Annotated in this window: 17 protein-coding genes; 7 read left to right on the forward strand and 10 right to left on the reverse strand. The window is 68.6% G+C overall.

Features of this window, described 5'->3' with window-relative positions; genetic code table 11:
• Positions 1–14: 14 nt before the first annotated feature.
• Genes prpD through NK1_RS19860 form a run of 3 tightly spaced genes read left to right on the forward strand, consistent with a single transcriptional unit; the run spans position 15 to position 3,555 of the window.
• Positions 15–1,520, forward strand: a complete 1,506-nt coding sequence (gene prpD / locus NK1_RS19850; protein WP_063010682.1) for a 2-methylcitrate dehydratase PrpD — start codon at positions 15–17, stop codon at positions 1,518–1,520.
• Positions 1,517–2,431 (forward strand): methylisocitrate lyase, encoded by a 915-nt coding sequence (gene prpB, locus NK1_RS19855; RefSeq protein ID WP_063010684.1) that lies wholly within the window; start codon positions 1,517–1,519, stop codon positions 2,429–2,431. Before prpD ends, prpB begins: the two co-directional genes overlap by 4 nt.
• Entirely contained in the window at positions 2,431–3,555 is a 1,125-nt protein-coding gene (locus tag NK1_RS19860; RefSeq protein WP_063010686.1) for a bifunctional 2-methylcitrate synthase/citrate synthase, read from the forward strand. The genes prpB and NK1_RS19860 overlap by 1 nt, the downstream gene beginning before the upstream one ends.
• Positions 3,556–3,579: 24 nt before the next feature.
• Here the strand turns inward: NK1_RS19860 and NK1_RS19865 are convergent, their stop codons facing one another.
• From NK1_RS19865 to NK1_RS19875, 3 genes are read right to left on the reverse strand one after another with little or no spacing between them, the layout of a single operon-like run.
• Positions 3,580–5,025: a lipase maturation factor family protein gene (locus tag NK1_RS19865; RefSeq protein WP_063010688.1), complete on the reverse strand. Its 1,446-nt coding sequence runs from the start codon at positions 5,023–5,025 to the stop codon at positions 3,580–3,582.
• A gap of 40 nt (positions 5,026–5,065) precedes the next feature.
• Complete coding sequence (locus tag NK1_RS19870) at positions 5,066–5,890, reverse strand: acyl-CoA thioesterase (RefSeq protein ID WP_063010690.1); 825 nt, start codon at positions 5,888–5,890, stop codon at positions 5,066–5,068.
• Positions 5,887–6,507: a TetR/AcrR family transcriptional regulator gene (locus tag NK1_RS19875; RefSeq protein ID WP_063010692.1), complete on the reverse strand. Its 621-nt coding sequence runs from the start codon at positions 6,505–6,507 to the stop codon at positions 5,887–5,889. Before NK1_RS19875 ends, NK1_RS19870 begins: the two co-directional genes overlap by 4 nt.
• A 116-nt stretch (positions 6,508–6,623) precedes the next feature.
• Between NK1_RS19875 and NK1_RS19880 the strand changes: the two genes are divergently transcribed.
• A complete protein-coding gene (locus NK1_RS19880; protein ID WP_063010837.1) occupies positions 6,624–7,382 on the forward strand; it encodes a DUF72 domain-containing protein in 759 nt (252 codons plus the stop codon).
• A gap of 12 nt (positions 7,383–7,394) precedes the next feature.
• Here the strand turns inward: NK1_RS19880 and NK1_RS19885 are convergent, their stop codons facing one another.
• Entirely contained in the window at positions 7,395–10,829 is a 3,435-nt protein-coding gene (locus NK1_RS19885; protein ID WP_063010694.1) for a serine/threonine-protein kinase, read from the reverse strand.
• A gap of 232 nt (positions 10,830–11,061) precedes the next feature.
• Here NK1_RS19885 and NK1_RS19890 point away from each other — a divergent pair, with 232 nt between their 5' ends.
• The 3 genes from NK1_RS19890 (at position 11,062) to NK1_RS19900 (ending at position 14,850) form a co-directional block, all read left to right on the forward strand.
• Positions 11,062–11,919, forward strand: coding sequence for a crotonase/enoyl-CoA hydratase family protein (locus NK1_RS19890; protein WP_063010696.1), 858 nt, complete (start codon positions 11,062–11,064; stop codon positions 11,917–11,919).
• A 26-nt stretch (positions 11,920–11,945) separates the two neighbouring features.
• On the forward strand, positions 11,946–12,695 hold the full coding sequence (locus NK1_RS19895) for a VOC family protein (RefSeq protein WP_063010839.1): 750 nt from the start codon (positions 11,946–11,948) through the stop codon (positions 12,693–12,695).
• 148 nt (positions 12,696–12,843) lie between these two features.
• The gene (locus NK1_RS19900) at positions 12,844–14,850 is read left to right on the forward strand and encodes an aconitate hydratase (RefSeq protein WP_063010698.1); all 2,007 of its coding nucleotides are present in this window, start codon (positions 12,844–12,846) and stop codon (positions 14,848–14,850) included.
• A gap of 6 nt (positions 14,851–14,856) precedes the next feature.
• On the opposite strand, the gene NK1_RS19905 is transcribed toward NK1_RS19900, so the two are convergent.
• The 6 genes from NK1_RS19905 to NK1_RS19930 all read right to left on the reverse strand — a co-directional run bounded on the left by NK1_RS19905 (position 14,857) and on the right by NK1_RS19930 (position 20,328).
• Entirely contained in the window at positions 14,857–15,834 is a 978-nt protein-coding gene (locus tag NK1_RS19905; RefSeq protein ID WP_063010700.1) for a glycine betaine ABC transporter substrate-binding protein, read from the reverse strand.
• On the reverse strand, positions 15,831–16,568 hold the full coding sequence (locus NK1_RS19910; RefSeq protein ID WP_157104357.1) for an ABC transporter permease: 738 nt from the start codon (positions 16,566–16,568) through the stop codon (positions 15,831–15,833). The genes NK1_RS19905 and NK1_RS19910 overlap by 4 nt, the downstream gene beginning before the upstream one ends.
• Positions 16,565–17,848, reverse strand: a complete 1,284-nt coding sequence (locus NK1_RS19915) for an ATP-binding cassette domain-containing protein (protein WP_063010702.1) — start codon at positions 17,846–17,848, stop codon at positions 16,565–16,567. Before NK1_RS19915 ends, NK1_RS19910 begins: the two co-directional genes overlap by 4 nt.
• Positions 17,845–18,489, reverse strand: a complete 645-nt coding sequence (locus NK1_RS19920) for an ABC transporter permease (protein ID WP_063010704.1) — start codon at positions 18,487–18,489, stop codon at positions 17,845–17,847. Before NK1_RS19920 ends, NK1_RS19915 begins: the two co-directional genes overlap by 4 nt.
• Positions 18,490–18,623: 134 nt before the next feature.
• A complete protein-coding gene (locus NK1_RS19925) occupies positions 18,624–19,556 on the reverse strand; it encodes a TauD/TfdA dioxygenase family protein (RefSeq protein WP_063010706.1) in 933 nt (310 codons plus the stop codon).
• A 100-nt stretch (positions 19,557–19,656) separates the two neighbouring features.
• The gene (locus tag NK1_RS19930) at positions 19,657–20,328 is read right to left on the reverse strand and encodes a TetR/AcrR family transcriptional regulator (protein ID WP_063010708.1); all 672 of its coding nucleotides are present in this window, start codon (positions 20,326–20,328) and stop codon (positions 19,657–19,659) included.
• Positions 20,329–20,471 lie beyond the last annotated feature (143 nt).

Here is a 20,471-nt window from a genome sequence, read left to right on the forward strand (position 1 = left end):
GGGAGGTCCCGGCTGTGAAGAATCACCTCGTTCGCACGCACCGCTCGGCGGATGTGTTCCCGCGGACGGAACATCTCGCGTGGCGGATCGCCGAGGTCGCCACGGATCCGGTCGCGGTGGCGCCGGACACCGAGGAGATGATCGTCAACCGGATCATCGACAATGCCGCGGTCGCCGCCGCCTCGATCACCCGGCGCCCGGTGGCCGACGCCCGGGCGCAGGCCCTGGCACACCCGTATCGACCGGGCTCCTCGGTGTTCGGTGTGCTCGGGACGTATTCGCCGGAGTGGGCGGCCTGGGCCAACGGTGTCGCGGTGCGCGAACTGGATTTCCACGACACATTTCTCGCCGCCGAATACTCCCATCCGGGCGACAACATCCCGCCGATTCTGGCCGCCGCCCAACATGCCGGACGCAGCGGCCGCGATCTCGTTCGCGGTCTGGCCACCGGCTACGAGATCCAGATCGATCTGGTGCGGGCGATCTGCCTGCACGAACACAAGATCGACCACGTCGCACACCTGGGCCCCTCGGCCGCCGCCGGCATCGGTACCGCGCTCGGCCTCGACACCGAAACCATCTATCAGGCCATCGGTCAGGCGTTGCACACCACGACCGCGACCCGGCAGTCCCGCAAGGGGGAGATCTCCAGCTGGAAGGCCTATGCGCCGGCCTTCGCGGGAAAGATGGCCATCGAAGCCGTCGACCGGGCCATGCGCGGCGAGGGTGCGCCCGCTCCCATCTGGGAGGGCGAGGACGGGGTGATCGCCCGATTGCTGTCCGGCCCCGACGCCGAGTATTCGGTACCGCTGCCGGGTCCGGGCGAGCCGAAGCGAGCGATCCTCGACTCCTACACCAAGGAGCATTCGGCCGAATATCAAAGCCAGGCGCCGATCGATCTGGCACGGCGTATGCGCGCCCGCATCGGAGACCTCGAGGAAGTGGCCTCGATCGTGTTGCATACCAGCCACCACACTCACGTGGTGATCGGCACCGGCTCCGGCGATCCACAGAAATTCGATCCCGCGGCTTCGCGGGAAACCCTCGACCACTCGGTCATGTACATTTTCGCGGTCGCGCTGCAGGACGGGACCTGGCATCACGAGCGGTCCTACGCACCCGAGCGTGCCCGCCGGCCCGACACGGTCGCGCTGTGGCACAAGATCTCCACCGCCGAGGACCCCGAATGGACCCGGCGGTATCACTCCGCCGATCCCGCCGAGAAGGCGTTCGGCGCCCGCGCCGAGGTGACGCTGACCAGCGGTGAGGTGATCGTCGACGAACTCGCGGTCGCCGACGCCCACCCGCTGGGTGCGCGGCCGTTCGCCCGCGAGCAGTACATCGCCAAATTCCGCACCCTCGCCGAGGGAGTGGTCGACGCGGCCGAACAGGACCGCTTCCTCGACGCCGCGCAGCGGGCGGGCTCGCTCGCGCCGGGCGAACTGGCGCAGCTGACATTCGCGGTGTCCGACGAGGTGCTCGCCCGCGCCCCGAAATCGCCGAAGGGATTGTTCCGATGAGCGGATTGCTCGCCGCCACCACCTCCGCCGCAGACAAACGCGTCGCCTTCCGCGCCGGACTCGCCTCGGGGACGATCCAGCGGTTCCCCGGTGCCTTCAATCCGTTGGTGGCCAAGCTGATTCAGGAAATCGGGTTCGAAGGGGTCTACGTCTCGGGTGCGGTGGTGTCGGCGGAACTGGGGCTGCCCGATATCGGGCTCACCACGCTGACCGAGGTCGCGGCCCGCGGCGGGCAGGTCGCCCGGGTGACCGACCTGCCGGTGCTCATCGACGCCGACACCGGCTTCGGCGAGCCGATGAACGCCGCCCGCACCGTGACACTGCTCGAGGATGCCGGACTCGCGGGCTGCCACCTGGAGGATCAGGTGAATCCCAAGCGCTGCGGTCACCTCGACGGCAAGGCCGTCGTGCCTGCCGACGAGATGGTGCGTCGCCTGCGCGCGGCCGTCTCGGCGCGGCGGGACCCGAATTTCGTGATCTGCGCCCGCACCGACGCCGCCGGAATCGAAGGCATCGACGCGGCGATCGACCGCGCCCGCGCCTACGCCGACGCCGGGGCCGACCTGATTTTCACCGAAGCACTCGGCGGCGCAGCCGATTTCGAGAAATTCCGGGCCGCGGTCGCGATTCCGCTGCTGGCCAATATGACCGAGTTCGGCAAATCCGAACTGTTGCCGGCGCGGACACTGGAATCCATCGGCTACAACGCCGTGATCTATCCGGTGTCCACCCTGCGCCTGGCGATGTGGGCGGCCGAGACCGGGCTGCGCGAAATTTACGAGGCCGGCACCCAGGCGGGATTGCTGGATCGGATGCAATCTCGCAGCCGCCTCTACGAGCTGTTGCAGTACGAGCGCTACAACGAATTCGATTCCGACATCTTCACATTCACCCTGGGAAGGAACCAGTGATGACGATGGCCGCGACTCCGGCGATCAACAAGGGCCTGGCGGGCGTCGTCGTCGACACCACCGCGATTTCGAAGGTGGTGCCGGAAACGAATTCGCTGACCTACCGGGGCTATGCCGTCCAGGATCTGGCGGCGCACTGCACGTTCGAGCACGTCGCCTACCTGCTGTGGTACGGGGAACTGCCGAACGATGCTCAGCTGGAACGGTTCTGCCAGCAGGAACGGGCGGCCCGGCGAGCCGATCGGTCACTGCTGTCGCTGGTGACCAAACTGCCCGACACCTGCCATCCGATGGATGTGGTCCGCACCGCGATCAGCTACCTCGGCGCCGAGGACCCGCTCGAGGACGACAATTCGCCGAAAGCCAACCGCGCCAAGGCGTTACGTATGCTGGCGGTGCTGCCGACCATCGTGGCCGCGGACCATCGCCGCCGGCACGGACTGGACCCGATCGCCCCGCATTCGCATCTGGGATATGCGCAGAACTTCCTGAACATGTGTTTCGGGGCGGTGCCGGCGCCGGAACTGGTACGGGCCTTCGAAGTGTCGCTGATTCTCTACGCGGAACACAGTTTCAACGCCTCCACGTTCGCGGCGCGGGTGGTGACCTCCACGCAGTCGGATATCTACAGCGCCGTCACCGCCGCCATCGGCGCGCTGAAGGGACCGCTGCACGGTGGCGCGAACGAGGCGGTCATGCGTGACATGCTCGATATCGGCGAGCCCGAGCGAGCCGAGGCATGGCTGCGGACGAAGCTGGCGGACAAGCAGAAGGTGATGGGCTTCGGCCACCGGGTCTACAAGAACGGCGATTCCCGGGTGCCGACCATGAAGCGGGCGTTGCTCGATATCGCCGCCGCCACCGACGGCGGCCGATGGGTGCGGATGTACGACATACTCGAACGCACGATGTCCGAGGCCACCGGGATCGCGCCGAACCTCGACTTCCCCACCGGCCCCGCGTATTACCTGCTCGGCTTCGACATCGAAACCTTCACCCCGATCTTCGTCATGAGCCGGATCACCGGCTGGGCCGCCCACATCATCGAACAGGGCGCCTCGAACGCGCTGATCCGCCCGCTCAGCGAATACGTCGGCGTCGAGCAGCGACCGGTTCTGACCTGACCGGTCCGGCGGGTGGCGGATGAATCAGCCGTGCCGGATGCGAGGGGAGGCGAGGGCGGTCGGTGGGACGTAGTCGCCGACCGCGTCGCGGTGCCACCACACATGGTCGCGGCGGAGTTCTTCGCGGGTGCTGAAACGGTAGAGGTAGTGCCGGATTCGCACGTGGGCGGGCGGGATGTCCGGAAAAGGATTGTGCCGCAACAGATGCAGGGTGGCCGGGTCGTTGGTCAGCAGTCGTCGCAGGAACGGGCCCAGCCAGGAGCGGGCGTAGATCGGGGAGATGGCGGCGAACCACATCAGCCAGTCCAGGCGCAGATGATAGGGCGCCCACTGGCGCGGCAACCGGTGCGGATCACCCGGCTTGCCCTTGAAATCGTATTCCTTCCATTCGGTGTGCTCGGTGATGTGCCGGTCCCGGGTGCCCTCCACCACCAGTTCCCAGCGCCGGCGCTCGATCCGCCCGAACGCGCCGTAGGTGTTCACCAGGTGGTACCGATTGAAGCTGGCGTTCATCTGCTGGTGCCCGGACAACAGGTTCCGGATCGGCCAATAGCTGAGCACGACCACCGCGGCGGTGAAGGCGAGGACCACCGCGACGAACCACATCGGCGGGTCCGTGAACGCGGGCCGGTCGGGCAGCGGCAGGACGGTCGCGGCCGAGCGGGCGTCGATCGCGGTGCAGGCCAGCAGGATCGTCAGCCAGTTGAGCCAGGCGAAATTGCCGGACAGGACCAACCACAGCTGGGTGACCACGACGACCGTCGCGGCGATGCTCGCGACCGGCTGCGGAGTGAACAGCGCGAACGGCACGACCAGCTGCGCGATATGGTTCGCGGCCACCTCCACCCGGTGCAGCGGTCTGGGCAGGTGGTGGAACAGCCAGCTCAGCGGGCCGGGCATGGGCTGGGTTTCGTGGTGGTAGTACAGGCAGGTCAGATCGCGCCAGCAGGGGTCGCCGCGCAGTTTGATCAACCCCGCGCCGAACTCCACCCGGAACAGCAGCCAGCGCGCCAGCCACAGCACGAGAATCGGTGGCGCGATGTGGTCGTTGCCGAGAAAGACCGCCAGGAATCCCGTCTCCAGCAGCAGCGATTCCCAGCCGAACGAATACCAGGCCTGGCCCACGTTGACGATCGACAGATACAGCACCCACGCCGCGAACCACAGCAGCATCGCCGCCCACAGCGGCACTCGATCGTCGGCCCCGGCCGCCAGGGCCGCCGCCAGCGCCGCCCCGGCCCAGGCGACACCGGCGAAGAACCGGTCCGAATAGTGCAGATGGAACAGGCTCGGCGAGCCCCGGAACGAGGAGCGGGCCAGGAACGCGGGCACCGGCAGCATGCCGTCGGCGCCGATGAGCGCCCGGAACTGCCGCGCGGCGCCCACGAACGCGATCAGATAGACGACCGCGAGGCCGCGTTGGAACACCTCGCGCGCGAACCAGTAGCCGGGCGCCGTGAACCACTGCATGGTCGGGGCATACCCGCTGCGGCCGGTCGCGATGCCGGGTTCAGTCCTTGAAGTACACCAGTTGATGGGTGGTGGCCAGCGGCCTGCCGTCGGCGCCCCACAGCTGTGCGGACTGATCGAAGTAGCCGCCGCCGAAGTGCTGGCCCCGGGCGGTGGCGAGCAGTGGACGGTCGCCCTGGATGGCGAGCGCGGCGGCATCGGCGTGGAAGTAGACGGTGAGCGAGACGGTGCCGGCGGCGACCATGCGGCCCTGCCGCACCATCACCCGCGGAATGAACACATCCGCCAGGGCCGTCAGCGCGGGAAAATCCAGCGGGCGAGCCGGGAGGTCCCGCACCCACAGGGTGGTGGTGGAGGTCGGCTGTTCCCGCGGCTCCGCAGTGATCGGCCCGCCGCCCTCGACGAACCGCATCTCGTAGTTGCGCATCCACACCGGGAATTCCGGCGGTTGCGCCACGGGCACCGACTCGACGGGCGGCGCGGCGGGCGGTTCGATCTCTGTATCGGACCAGGTGGGCCGCCGGGCGCCGCAGACGACGGTGGCGGTGGTGGTCACCGCGTCGTCCTGGCTCAGCGTCAGCATCCAGTGCTGGGTGCTGCGATTGGTGCGTACCGGCCGGCAGTCGATCGTGAACGGGCCGTCGGCGATCGGGCCCGCGTAGTTGACGGTGATCGACACCGGTTCGGCCGCACACCGCGGATCGTCGAGGACGGCGCGCACGGCGGTGGCCGCGGTGACGCCGCCGAAGGGCCCCACCATATTCGAATACTCTGCCGCGGTGCGGGCCAGGTAGCGGCCCGCGCCGGCGGGCGCCGGCGCGGTGGCGAGATCGAACGGGTGGGTGCCGAGATCGGTCCGATTCACGAGCGGGTACTCCTTGTCCGGGACGGTGGGGTCGTGGCGGGGGTCGCGATCGCGGCCTTCAGCAACGATTCGAGTTGGTCGCCGATGCGGTCCAGGGCGGTGGTGCTGCGTTCGGCCCGGCACATCGCCACGCTGCCCTCGAATGCCGCGATGATCAGGGTGGCCGTGCGTTCGGCTGCCGCCTGCTCGGCGCCGTCGTCGCGCAGGGATTGCGCCAGTAGGTCTGTCCATCGGGCGAAGGCGGCCGCCGCCGCCGCGCGGCTGCCCTCGGCATCCGGCACGTCCTCCACCGCTACCGCCAGCACAGGACATCCGGCGCGAAAGTCGCTGTCCAGCAGATTCTTTCGCCAACGGCGCAGGAACGAGCGCAGACCCTCGACCGAACCCTTGCGCAATTCGCGCGACAGCGTCGCCGCCGTCAGATCACCGGCGAGGGCGACGGCTTCGGTGGCCAGTTCGGCCTTGCCGCCGGGGAAGTAGTGGTAGGTCGAGCCGAGCGGAGCGTCCGCGAATTTGGCGAGATCGCGCACACTCGTGGCGGCGAGACCGCGCCGGCGAATCATCTCGGCCGCGCCCGCCACCAATTTCGCGCGCGAATCATCCCGTGTGCCGCTCATATCTCCCACCTCCCTATAACGTTCGTCATAGCGTAGCTCGCCCCTATAACGGCCGTCATAGAGGGTGTCCGGCGAGGTCCCAGCGGAGCCGCGGCGAGTCTGGTTCGATGGACGGTGTGACCCTGTTCGTCGGGACTTCCGGCTGGCAGTACCGGGACTGGCGCGGCGTGCTCTATCCGCCGGGCGTACCGCAGCGGCTGTGGCTGGAACGGTATGCGGCCGCCTTCGCGACCGTCGAGAGCAACAACGCCTTCTATCGGCTGCCCAGTCGCGAGGTCTTCGCCGCCTGGCGGGAACGCACGCCGGACGATTTCGTCGTGGCGGTGAAGGCCAGCCGCTTCCTCACCCATGTCAAACGCCTACGCGAGCCGGCCGAGCCGGTGCAGCGGCTGCTCGAGCACGCCGCCGGCCTGGGCGACCGGCTGGGTCCGATCCTGGTACAGCTGCCGCCGACTCTGCGGGCGGACGCGACGCTGCTCGACGACTGTCTGCGACAGTTTCCCCCGACCGTGCGCGTGGCCGTCGAACCACGCCACGAGTCGTGGTGGACACCGCGCATCCGCGCCGTGCTGGAGGAACGCGGCGCCGCGCTGTGCTGGGCGGATGCGTGCTCGCGCCCGGTGACGCCGTTGTGGCGCACCACCGATTGGTCGTATCTGCGTCTGCACTCCGGGCTGGCGCGGCCGCAACCCCGGTACGGCCGGCGCGCGCTGACCGCATGGGCGCATCGGCTGGCGGACACCTTCGGTTCCGCCGACGGATACGTGTACTTCAACAACGACCCGGGCGGTGCGGCCGTCCACGACGCCGTGGTGTTCGCCGGGCTGGCGCGCGACGCCGGGCTGACGGTCACCCGCACCGACGTGGCTTTCTGACGGACCGGCGGATCACCCGAGCTGGTCGAGGAAGGTCCGCGGAAGCGCGATGGCGGGAGACCCCGCGGAATGCCGCGCCGCGTCGCCCGAGAGCCGCCGGACGACACCGATCAGCGCCGGACCCTCGTCGATCAGCGGGCGCACCAGTCCCGCTTCGACGCAGCGGCGCAGCGCCGGCGCGAGCACCGCCTCGGCTTCCGCCGACCGGCCCACGGTCTCGAGGCAATGCGCGAACAACAGCGTGGCGCACAGGGCGGCGCGCGGGCGCGCGGCGGCGTCGATCGACTCGCGCAGGGCGCGGGCGCGGGGGAGTGCCTGTTCGGGATCCGCGCGCAACAGCCACCGGATAGCCGCTTCCTCGGTGAGGTCGTGAATCGCGGTCGCCACGCCGTCGCGTGCCCCGCGGGGTGCGGGCGGCTCGCCGGGGCCGGATTCGCCCAACCCCAGCCGGATTCGCTCGAGTTCGATGCGTGCCGACAGCCGCGGCAGGGTGTGTGCGGTGGCGACCTCGGTGCCGTCGGCGAGTAGTCGCCGCGCCGCCTCACGGTCCCCGCGCAGCGCCTCGATGCGCGCACCCGTGCCGTAGACGGCGGACAGGAAATCGACTGTGCCGCCTTCGAATCCGAATTCCACCGCCACGCCGAGCAGATGGTGCGCCTCCGCGATCTCGCCGCGGTCGTAGAGGAAATCGCCGAGTGCGGCCGAGGCCAGGCGAGCGGTGAGGGAACTCTCCCCGGTCGTGGTGCGCGCCAGGTGCAGCGCCGTGCGGAAGTGTTCCTCGGCCGCCTCGCTGTCGAGTTGTTCGCGCGCCGCCATCCCCGCGAAACAGTGGCTGTACATGATGCTCAGCGCCCCGGTGATGTGCCGGAAATAGGTCCGGCCCCACCGGTGCCATTCGTGGACACGGTCGAAGTCGAAGCGGTGTAGTGCGGTGAAGGCGCCCAGGTTGGCCGCCGCCGACAGCACGAACGGCGCCAGCGAATCCGCGCGGGCGCAACTCTGTTCGACGATGTCCTCCAGTCCGTCGAGGTGATCGGCGAGCGCCGTCTCCACCCCGCACAGAATCGATGCCTCGACCGCGAGATCGGATTTCCGGTGTCCCGGAGGCTGTTTCGCCGAATCGGCGGCCAGCGCCAGTTGCAGTGCGGTGTGCATGCGGCTCGGCCGCCGCAACAACACCGCCGCCCAGGCCAGCGCGATCTGCAGGGTCGGATCGGCCGCGGCGTCGGTGACGGGCAGTTTCGCCGCCAGCGCCGCCAGGGTGGCCAGATGCGAATGCTGCACCAGTTCGCGGGCGTGCGCGGAGACCAGCGCCACCGCGCGTCCGGGTTCGCCCGCCGCCATCGCGTGGTCGATCGCCTCGCTGAGCATGTCGTGGGCGGCGAACCATTCGGCGGCGCGGCGGTGCAGGTGCGGTACGCGTTCGGGGTGGTCGCGCTCGAGCCGCCGGCGCAGGAAATCCGAGAACAGCGTGTGGTAGCGGAACCATTCGCCGTCGTCGTCGAGGCGGCGCAGGAACAGGTCCCGCCGCTCGATGTCCTCGAGCAGCGCGCGCCCGTGCGGCCGTCCGGTCAGCTCCGAGGCCAGCGAGCCGCACACCTTCTCCGTGACAGCGGTTTCCAGCAGGGCGGTCAGCACGTCGGGTTCGAGTGCGTCGAGCACGTTGTCGGTCAGATATTCGCTGATCGCCTGATGCCGTCCGGACATGGTGGCGATCGCGCTGCCCGGGTCCTCGCGCCCGCGCAGCGAGATCGATGCCAGTTGCAGCCCGGCGACCCAGCCGTCGGTGCCGGTCCGCAGCCGGTCGATATCGGCCGCGTCCAATGCCAGCCCGCCCACCCGGGTCAGGAAGTCCGCGGTCTCCTCCTGGTCGAAACGCAAGGCGGCGGAGTCTATTTCGATCAGATCGTCACGAACGCGGATGGCCGAGAGCGGCAGTCCGATCATCTCGCGGCTGGTGATCAGCAGTTGCAGATGGTGGCAGGCGTTGTCGAGCAGGAAACGCAACGCGGCGGTGGTATCGGCGTCGGTGACGCGATGCCAGTCCTCGATGATCATCACGATCCGTTCGCCGTCGGCGTGGATGCGGTTGATCAGCGTGGTCAGCACATAGCGCATCACATCGTTGCCGTGTTCCTCGACGACGCGCAGCAGTTCGGTGGTCAGGACCGGCCGTGCCCGGCCGACGGCTTCGATGAGGTGCAGCAGGAACCACACCGGATTGTTGTCGTCGTCATCGATGTTGAGCCAGCAGGTGGCGACCCCACGGCCGACCATCCGCTGCCCCCACTGAGCGGCGAGCGTGCTCTTGCCGAAACCGGCCGGCGCGTGGACGACGATCAGGCGCGGCCAGCGATCGCGATCCATCGAATCCAGCAGGCGGGGACGGCGCACCAGCGGACGCGCGGACAGCGCCGGATGGAATTTCGTCTCGGGGGTCGGCGGTGTCGTCATCGGGTCGGCCGGAGGAAGCAGGCCGAGCCGGGTCGGTTCGCCGACGCGATCGGCGGCGGCTGCCGGTTCGGCCGCGGGAGTCTCCGGTGTCGAGATCGCCATCTCGTCCACGCGAAGACCGCGGTGGCGCTGCGCCTGCTGCGCCCGCGCACCGAACTCCACCGCGGAGACCGGGCGCTGCGCCGGGTCGGCGGCCATACTGTCCTCGATCAGTGCGCAGATGTCGTCGGGAATGCCGCGGGGACGCAGATCGGGAATCGGTTCCTCGGTGATGCGCACGAATTGGGCGACCAGCCGCTCACCGGAGCGGCGCTGGAAGGCGGCGTGGCCGGTCAGCATGCAGAACAGGGTGGCGCCCAGGCTGTAGATGTCGGAGGCGACCGTCGGGGTGCCGTCGCGCAGCACCTCGGGAGCGGTGAACGCCGGTGACGCCGTCACCACGCCGGTGGTGGTCCGGAAACCGCCCTCCACCCGGGCGATACCGAAATCGGTCAGTTGCGGTTCGCCGTAGTCGCTGAGAAGTACGTTGCCCGGCTTGATATCTCGATGCAGGATGCCGGCGCGGTGCACCGTTTCCAGCGCACCGGACAGCTTCACCGACATGCGCAGCGCGGCAGTGATATCCAGGGGCCCGCCGTGCTGGATCCGCTGTTCCAGCGAGCCCTTCGGGTGATACGGCATCACCAGATAGGGCCGCCCGCCGCCGGTCGTGCCGACCTGCAGGATCGCGACGATGTTCGGATGTTCCGGGAGCCCGCCCATGGCCCGCTGCTCGCGCAGGAATCGTTCGAGATTCTCGTCGCCGAATTCGGATGTGGCGGTGAGTACCTTCACCGCGACGGTGCGTCCCAGTGCGAGTTCGCGGCAGCGATAGACGACGCCGAATCCGCCCCGCCCGATGATGTGCGCATCGGCGAACCCGGCCGCTCGCAGATCGTCGTCGATCACCAGGGAGCGGTCGCGCTGGGTTGCCATGGGGTCCTTGTCGGCCATCGGCACCGTTTCCGTCTGTACTGCTTCCGCGGAGCCCGTCGCGCTGGCATGTCAAGTATAGGGCGCGACCTGGCCGTATGCCGGGGCCGTGACCGTTCGCTGACCCCGCTGCCGCCGCCGAGGCGTTCGTGCGGCACGTGCGGCCCAACCGGCAGGCGACGCAACGGGATTCGCGTGCCGGGCCGGGGCGGGGTCGGCCACGGGGGATGGTCACCGTCCGGAGGCTGCTGGCATGCTGTCCGATATGGCCGACATCCGCTGGGAAATCTCCGACTCCATCGCCACCATCACGCTCGATCGCCCGCAGCAGCTCAACGCCTTCACCGCCGCGATGGGCGAGGAACTGATCGCCGCCTTCGACGCCTTCGACCACGACGACCGGGTGCGCGCGATCATCGTCACCGGCGCGGGGCGCGCGTTCTGCGCGGGCGCGGATCTGTCGGCCGGAGCCGAAACCTTCGCCGCCGAGTCGACCGATACCTTCCGCGACGGCGGTGGTGAGGTGGCGCTGCGAATGTTCGAATCACAGAAGCCGATCATCGCCGCGATCAACGGCCCCGCCGTCGGCGTCGGTATCACCATGACCCTGGCCGCGGACTTCCGGCTCGCCGCCGACACCGCGCGCATCGGATTCGTGTTCAATCGGCGCGGCATCGTGCCGGAATCGTGCTCCAGCTGGTTCCTGCCCCGCCTGGTGCCGCTGCAGACCGCGCTGGACTGGGTGTACTCCGGCCGGCTGGTCGAGGCCGACGAGGCGTTGGACTCGGGCCTGTTCTACGCCCTGCATCCGGTCGGCGATCTGCTGGACCAGGCTCGGGCTCTGGCGCGACGGCTCACCGAACATTCGGCGCCGGTCTCGGTGGCGTTGTCGCGGCAGATGCTGTGGCGCGGACTCGGCGCCGAACATCCGATGATCTCGCATCGCGTCGAATCGCGCGGTATCAACCAGCGCGGTGCCAGCGCCGACGCCCGCGAAGGCGTCTCGGCCTTCCTCGAGAAGCGGCCCGCGCGATTCCCCGACAGCGTCGAGCGCGACCTGCCCGATGTGTTCGCCGGTGACCTCGCGACTCCGCCCTTCCGACCCGCCTGAACCGACCGGTGACCGTGGAGGAACGCATGATTCGCTGGACCTGGATGTACATCGACCGGCCCGCCGCGCGGTTCGACGACGCCTTCGCCTTCTGGACAGCGGTGACCGGCACCGGGCTGTCGGCCCGCCAGGGGGAGCACGCCGAGTTCGCGACTCTCGACCCGGCGACGGGTGACGCCTACCAGGCGGCGCAGGCGGTCGGCGGGGACGGTGGCGCCCATCTCGACATCGATGTCATCGATCTCGACCGCGCTCGCCGCGCGGCGCGTGATCTCGGCGCGACCCTGGTCGCCGATCACGACACCTGGTCGCTCGCACGGTCCCCGCACGGCCTGCCGTTCTGCCTGACCACCGGCGACGGGCGGCATATCCCCGCGCCGGTGACCGGACCCGACGGCAGTCTCAGCCGGGTCGATCAGCTCTGTTTCGATATCCCGCCGTCCGGCTACGACGGCGAGGTCGAATTCTGGGCCGCGCTCACCGGCTGGCCCGTGCGGCGCACCGGTCGCGCCGAGTTCACCCGGCTGCTCGTGCCCGCACGCCTGCCGGTCCGGATCCTGATCCAGCGCCTGGACAGCGAACAGGTGCCCGGCGCCCATATCGATATCGCCTGCGCCGATGTCGAGGCGGTGGCGACCTGGCACGAATCGCTGGGCGCCCGGCGCGCGCACCGCGGCGCGCAGTGGCTGGTGATGAACGATCCGGTGGGCGGGGTGTACTGCCTCACCGAGCGAGACCCGTTGACCGGCAAGGTATTTCGGCGCAGCCCGCGCTGAACGGGGTCCGCTGCGGGCGCGAGCCGGTGTGCCGGTCCCGGGACCGGTTGCGGCGCGCCGGCGTGGATCGGCGCATCCTGGAAGGGACTGGCGCACCGACGACGCGCCCGGCCCCGGCGATCCCGCGGACCCGGGCAGAGGAGGGCAGATGACCGGCCAGCAGGCGCACACGGGCGGCCCGCGCACCGTCGCCCAGAAGTTGATCGAGTCCCATCTGGTGTCGGGCCGGATGCGCCCGGGGGAGGAGATCGCGCTGCGCATCGACCAGACGCTCACCCAGGACGCCACCGGCACCCTGGTGATGCAGGAACTCGAGGCGCTCGGGCTCGATCGGGTCCGCACCGAACTCAGCGCACAGTACGTCGACCACAATCTGTTGCAGACCGACGACAAGAACGCCCAGGACCACGAATTCCTGCTGTCGGCCTGCCGCCGCTACGGGCTGTGGTTCTCGAAACCGGGCAACGGGGTCTCGCACCCGACCCATATGCAGCGTTTCGGCAGACCCGGCGTGACGATGGTCGGCTCGGATTCGCATACGCCGGCCGGCGGATCGCTGGGCATGCTCGCGATCGGCGTCGGCGGTCTCGAGGTGGCGCTCGCCATGGCCGGCGAGCCGCTCTACATCACCATGCCGCAGATCTGGGGCGTCGAACTGACCGGTGAACTGCCGCCCTGGTGTTCGGCCAAGGATGTGATCCTGGAGATGTTGCGCCGCCACGGCGTCAAGGGCGGCGTGAACCGGATCATCGAATATCACGGTCCGGGCCTGGCGGGACTCACGGCGATGGACCGGCACGTGATCGCCAATATGGGCGCCGAACTCGGCGCCACCACCACGGTTTTTCCGGCCGACGACGCGGTGCGCGAATTCCTGCGCGCCGAGGATCGCGCCGCCGACTTCACCGAACTGCGGTCCGACGCGGGCGCGACCTACGACCTCGACGAGCACATCGATCTGTCCGCGATCGAGCCGCTGATCGCCCGGCCCTCCTCACCGGGGGACGTGGTTCCGGTGCGGGAGGTCGCCGGGGAACCGGTCGCGCAGGTGGTGATCGGGTCGTCGGCCAACCCCGGGCTGCGCGATTTCGCGATGGCCGCCGCCATCGTCTCCGGCCGGCAGACCCACAGTGACGTCAGCTTCGACGTCAATCCGTCCTCGCGGGAAATTCTCGAGGATCTGACCAGGATGGGCGCCACGTTCGAACTGATCCGCGCCGGGGCGCGCCTCCACCAGTCCGGATGTATGGGCTGTATCGGCATGGGGCAGGCGCCGGCCGTCGGCCGCAATTCCCTGCGCACCATGCCGCGCAATTTTCCGGGACGCTCGGGCACCGACGAGGACTCGGTGTGGTTGTGTTCGCCGGAGACCGCCGCCGCGTCCGCGCTGACCGCGAGGATCACCGATCCACGCGATCTCGCCGAGGAACTGGGCCTCGACTATCCGGTGCTGGAACTGCCCGCCCACGCGTCGGTCAACACCGCGATGCTGGTGGCGCCGCTGCCGGAAGCCGAGGCGCGCACCGTGGAATTGGTGAAGGGCCCCAACATCTCCGCGCTGCCGGATTTCGATCCGCTGCCGGATGTGATCGAGGCGCCGGTCCTGCTCGTGGTCGGCGACAACATCTCCACCGACGACATCTCCCCGGCGGGAGCGCGGGCACTGCCGTTCCGCTCGAATATCCCGAAACTCGCCGAATTCGCCTTCACCCGTATCGATCCGGATTATCCCCGGCACGCGGCCGAGATCTCCGGCACCACCGGACATGTCGTTGTCGGCGGCGACAACTACGGACAGGGCTCCTCGCGCGAACATGCCGCGATCGCGCCGCGATATCTGGGGCTGCGGGCGGTGATCGCGAAATCGTATGCGCGCATCCACTGGCAGAATCTGGCCAATTTCGGCATCGTCGCCCTGGAATTCGCCGACCCCGCCGATTACGACCGCATCGGGGTGGGTGACGTGCTGCGCATCGAGGGGCTGCGGGCCGCTCTCGCCGCCGGTCCCACGATCACCGCCCACGATGTCACCGCGAACGTGGATATCCCCCTGCGCCACCGGCTTTCGGAGCGTCAGGTGGAAACCGTGCTGGCCGGCGGCATCATTCCGCGGCTCGCGGCAGCGCAGGCGGCGCGCGAGATGTCGGATCGCTGAGCGTTTCTATTCGACGAGTTTTTCGCTCTTCAACCAGTCGTAGGCGACGTCGGCGGGATCCTCGCCGTCGATATCGACGCGGCCGTTGAGTTCCTGCATCAGATCATTGGTCAGCCGCTCGGAAATGGTGCCCAGCAGCTGACGCAACTGTGGATAGCGGTCCAGGATCTCCCCACGCACGACGGCGGCGCCGCTGTAGGGCAGGAAGAACTTCTTGTCGTCGTCGAGCACGACGAGATCGAGATTCTTCACCCGGCCGTCGGTGGTGTAGATCATGCCGAAATTGCACGGCGCGCTCTTGGCCGTCGCGGTGTAGACGACGCCGGCGTCCATCCGGGTGACGTTGCCGGTGGGCACGCCGTTCGGATCGTTGTAGGGGATACCGTATTTCTGCAGCATCGGAATGAAACCGTCGGCGCGGCTGAAGAATTCGTCGTCGACGCAGAACGTGCGATCGCGCACGGGCAACGCCGCCACATCCGACAGCGACTTCACCCCGAGCCGTTGCGCGGTCGGCGTCGACACACCGAAGGCGTAGGTGTCGTTGAAATTCGCCGGCGGCAGCCATTCCAGGTTGTGCTCACGCTTCTCGATATCGTGCACGCGCTGCCAGAGTTCCTGCGGATCGGAGATCGTCTCGGTTTCGTTGTGGTAGTTGACCCATCCGGTACCGGTGTATTCCCACAGGATGTCGGCGTCACCGTTGAGCTGAGCCTGCCGCGACGACGCCGAACCCGGTGCGCCGGTCAGATCGGTGACCTTCGCGCCGGCGGCGGCCAGATAGGTCGCGGTGATCTTGCCCAGCAGCACGCCCTCGGTGAAACTCTTCGACGTCACGACGAGTTTCGCGCCGTCGAGCGGTCGCTGCCCGCCGGGCAGGCTCGCATCGTGGAAGGTGCCCGACGAGCTGACCAGCCCGCAACCGCCGATCATCGACACCACCAGGACGATCGCGCACAGTGCCAGGGCCCGTGCCGGCCTCATGACACACCTCGCGGAGTCGCGGCCAGTTCGACGAGTCTGCCGAGCCAGTCGATGATCAACGCCAGCAGTCCGACCAGAATCGCCCCGGACACGAGCAGTTTCGGCAGGAACAGGGTGACGCCCGTCGTGATCAGGGTGCCGAGACTGGTGGCGCCGATGAAGGTGCTCAGCGTCGCGGTGCCGACCAGGATCACCAGGGCGGTGCGCACCCCGTTGAGGATCACCGGCACCGCGAGCGGCAACTCGACCCGTACCAGGGTGCGGGCGGCGGAGAATCCGATCCCGCGCGAGGCCTCGATGGTGCGCTGATCCACCTGCCGGAGGCCGACGATGGTGTTCTGCAGGATCGGCAGAATCGCGTACACCACCAGACCGACGACCGCCGTGCGGAATCCGGTGCCCAGCCAGAAGGTGAACAACACCAGCAGCCCGACCGCCGGCGCCGCCTGGCCGATATTGGCGATGTTGACCGCGAGCGGCTCCAGACGTTTCAGCGCCGGCCGGGTCAGCGCGATACCCAGCGGAATCGCGACCACGACCACGATCACCGTGGCCACCACGGTCAGCTCGATATGCGACCAGATCGTGGTCCGCAGGTTGGACCAGGCGAGCGAGGCCTGCTCGGTCGGGGTGAACGTCGTCGACCGGTACCAGACGAGGTAACCGATGCCGATGACGAGGATGATCAACGGCTCGAACCAGACGTCCATCGGCAGCCGGCGCAGGCGGGTCATGACTGTCCGGCCGATTCGTGCTCGTCGTCGGCGGCGACCACCGGGGTCGGCGCGGGATCGGTTCCGTCGACGTAGGTTTCGTACGAGGTGTCGTATTCCTCGGAGCGCACATCGGCGAGTGCGGCCTGGATGGTCTCGGTCACCGCGCCGATGCCGATCGAGCCGACGACCGCACCGCGCCCGTCGGTCACCAGGGCGGCGCCCTGACTGGCCGCCAGCATCGCGTCGAGGGCGTCGTTGAGTGTCGAGGAGCGCGCGACGACCGGCAATCGCCGATCGAGGTAGTCCGATACCTCCGGTTTGCTCGCCAGTTCGGTGAGCGAGGGCCACGACCGCGGCCGCCCGGCGGCGTCGACGACCACCACCCACGTCTGGCCGGCGGCCCGCGCGCGCCGGATCACCGCCTGCGACGGCTCTCCGATGCGGGCGGTGACCACGTCGTCGAACTCCACATCGCGCACCCGCTGCACGGTCAGATAGGCGAGTTTGGCGCCGGAGCCGACGAATTCCTCCACGAAGGGCGTGGCCGGTGCGGTGAGGATTTCCTCGGGCCGCGCGTACTGCTCGACATGCCCGCCCTCGGACAGGATCAGCACCTTGTCGCCGAGTTTGGTGGCCTCCTCGAAATCGTGGGTGACGACGACGATCGTCTTGCCGAGTTCGTGCTGAATACCGATGAGGCTGTCCTGCAGGCGAACTCGGGTGATCGGGTCGACGGCGCCGAACGGCTCGTCCATCAGCAGCACCGGGGGATCGGCGGCCAGCGCCCGCGCGACTCCGACGCGCTGCTGCTGGCCGCCGGACATGTCCTTGGGCAGCCGGTCGGCGAATATCCCGGGATCCAGGCCGACGAGTTCGAGCAGATATTCGGTGCGTTCGGCGATCCGCTTCTTGTCCCAGCCGAGCACCCGCGGGATCGCGCCCACGTTCTTGCGCACCGACCAGTGCGGGAACAGGCCGCCGGATTGGATGACGTACCCGATCGACTGCCGGAGTTTGTCCGGGTCCTCGCGGGTGACGTCGCGCCCGTCGATGAAGATGCGGCCCTCGGTCGGCTCGATCAGGCGGTTGATCATCTTGAGGGTGGTCGTCTTCCCGCATCCGGAGGGGCCGACGAAGGCGACGATCTGTCCAGCCTCGATCTCGAGGTCGAGGCGGGCGACGGCCGGCTTGTCCTGGCCCTTGTACCTCTTGACGACCGAGTCGAGGACGATGGACGCCCCGGTGACATTGCGTTCCGGCGTCGCCGGTCCGGGCCGGTCGGTCACAGCGTCGGTCATGAGAGTCCTTCGGCGATGGTGAGGCGGCCCAGCAGAACGAGTAGCGCGTCGAACACCAGCGCCACGATGACGATGAGGATGGTGCCCGTGGCCGCGGTCTCCAGCGCGTTCGCGCCGCCCAGTCGCGACAGGCCGTTGAAGATCAGCGATCCCAGGCCGGGCCCGAGAACGTAGGCGACGATGGCGGCGACACCGACGATCATCTGTGTGGAGACCCGGATACCGGTCAGGATCACCGGCCACGCGATCGGCAGTTCGACGGTGAGCAGAATGCGGGTGCGGGAAAAACCGATTCCGCGTGCGGATTCCACCACCGAGGGCGGTACCGAGCGCAACCCCACGATCGCGTTGCCGATCACCGGCAGGGCGGCGAAGAACGCCAGCATGATGAACGACGGGACCACACCCAGTCCGAACGGGACCAGCAGCAGGGCCAGCAGCGCCAGCGACGGAATGGTCAGCGCGACCCGGCTCGAGGTGAGCGAGAGCTGCGACAGCAGCGGCAGCCGGTAGACCGCCATCGCGATGAGGACGGCGACGATCGTGCCGACCAGAACCGTCTGAAACGCCAGTGACGCATGCTGATAGGTGAGAAAGGCCAGAGTGTCACCCCGCCCTCGGATGTAGTTCCACAGGTTCACGGGACTCCCATCGTCAGCCCTCTGCCGGCACCTGTCCGCGCGCCGCCACCGGGCGCAGGTTGGTCAAAGACTAAATGACAGTACGGCTCCGGTTCCGCACGCCGCGCGGTTCACGCCGCTCGCGGCAGTAATCTTCATGCCGCTCGCGGCAGCGACTGCGCGGGGGAATACGACTGCGCGTCACCGGAGATCACCGTACTCGGGCGGCCGTCGACGCCGACGGGTACGGCACCGGCCAGCGTGATGCGGGTGAGCCGGCGGTGTTCGGCGCCGTCGTAGTCGTCGATCGCGTAGTGCTGGGTGGCGTGGTTGTCCCAGATCGCCACATCGCCGGGCGCCCAGTCCCAGCGGGTGGTGTGCTCGAGCCGGGTCACCCGATCCTGGAACAGGCGGAACAGGGCCCGTGATTCGGCGGTGGACAGGCCGACGATCTCCTTGACGAAGCAGCCCAGCAACAGCGCGCGTTCCCCGGTCTCCGGATGGACGTGCACCACCGGATGTTCGGTCTCGAAGTAGCGGGACTCGAATTCGGTGCGGTACGAACGGGTTCCGGCATCGGGCCGGTCGTCGGCCTCGGCGGCGTAGTCGTAGCGGTTGGTGTGGCGGGCGCGCAGATGCTCGGCCAGCACGCGCAGCGGTTGCGGCAGCGACTCGTAGGCGGCGACGGTGGAGGCCCAGGTGGTGGATCCGCCGTAGGAGGGCAGGGACACCGCGCGCAGGATCGAGGTTTTCGGCACGCGGTCGACGAAGGTGACGTCGGTGTGCCAGACGTTGGAGCGGCCGTGCTGTGAATCTATGGCCAGGCTCTTCACCCCGGCGGAGGTGAGTGTCGGATGCGGCGTGGTGGGCGTGCCGAGCAGTTGCGCGAATTCGTACTGCCCGTCCTCGGTGAGGTGGTCCTGGCCGCGGAAGAAGATCACCTTGTGCCGGTGCAGGGCCGCGCGGATCGTGGCGATGGTGTCGGTGTCCAGCGAGCCGCCGAGGCGAACTCCCTCGATCCGGGCGCCGATGTGGTTGCCCAGCCGGACCACTCGCACCGCGGTATCGGTTGCCTCGTCGACGGACATCGCACGACCTCTCTTCCAGCCTGTCGGACGTGCGGTAGGTAACCACCCGGAGGCCGGGTCCGGCCAGCGTTACGGTCACCGGGATCGAAATCCGGTGGTCTCAGGCCCGGCCGCGAGCCTCGAGCTTGTGTTCCAGACCGGCGATCACGAGGTCGACGTCGAATTCGAACTGCTCGCCGACCCGCCCGGCGCTCTCGCGCGTGGTCGCCACCTGCCGCAGAAGTGGAAACTCTTCTCCCACTTCGGAATTCAGTGTCCGCGCGACGTGTTCGGCCTGCAGGTCCACATGGCCCCGGGTCGCCTCCGCGGATTCGCGCGCCGCCGAGTACGCGATATCGGCGAGCAACCGCAGGGTGCGCCCGGCCTCCATCGGCTCGAATCCGGCGCAGACCAGCGATTGGAAGATCCGCTCGATCTGCGCCAGCGTCGACAGTCCGCCGCGGCCACGGAATCGCACATGGTAGATCAGCACTCCCACCTGGGTGAGGGCTTCGGCGACCGCGGTGGCGAACAGGTGCAACAGTTGCCGCCAGTCACCGTCGGCGGACAGGTCGAGGCGGCGGATCTCGGTTTCGAAGGCGTCGAGCGCGACCAGTTCCAGTAACCCGTCGCGGTCGCTGACGTAGTAGTTCAGCGATTTGCGATCCACGCCCAGTGCGTCGGCGACCGACTTCATGGTGAGTGTTTCCGGCGGCAGCGCGCGTGCGGCGGCGACGATGCGATCCCGGCTCAGCCGGGGCGGCCGCCCGCGCCCGCGCCGCGATGTCTGCACTGTTCCAGCCCCCGAACCGGTTGTATTCCCGCCGCTCACCCTCTCAGGCTACGGATGCCGGCGGCGGGTCCGGACAACACGCCCGGTGGAGGGGTGCGAGTTTGGCCAATATTTTCTCCCGTTGGGGGAAAATAAACTAGTCT

It is taken from the genome of Nocardia kruczakiae NBRC 101016, assembly GCF_001612965.1.
Lineage (GTDB): Bacteria > Actinomycetota > Actinomycetes > Mycobacteriales > Mycobacteriaceae > Nocardia > Nocardia kruczakiae.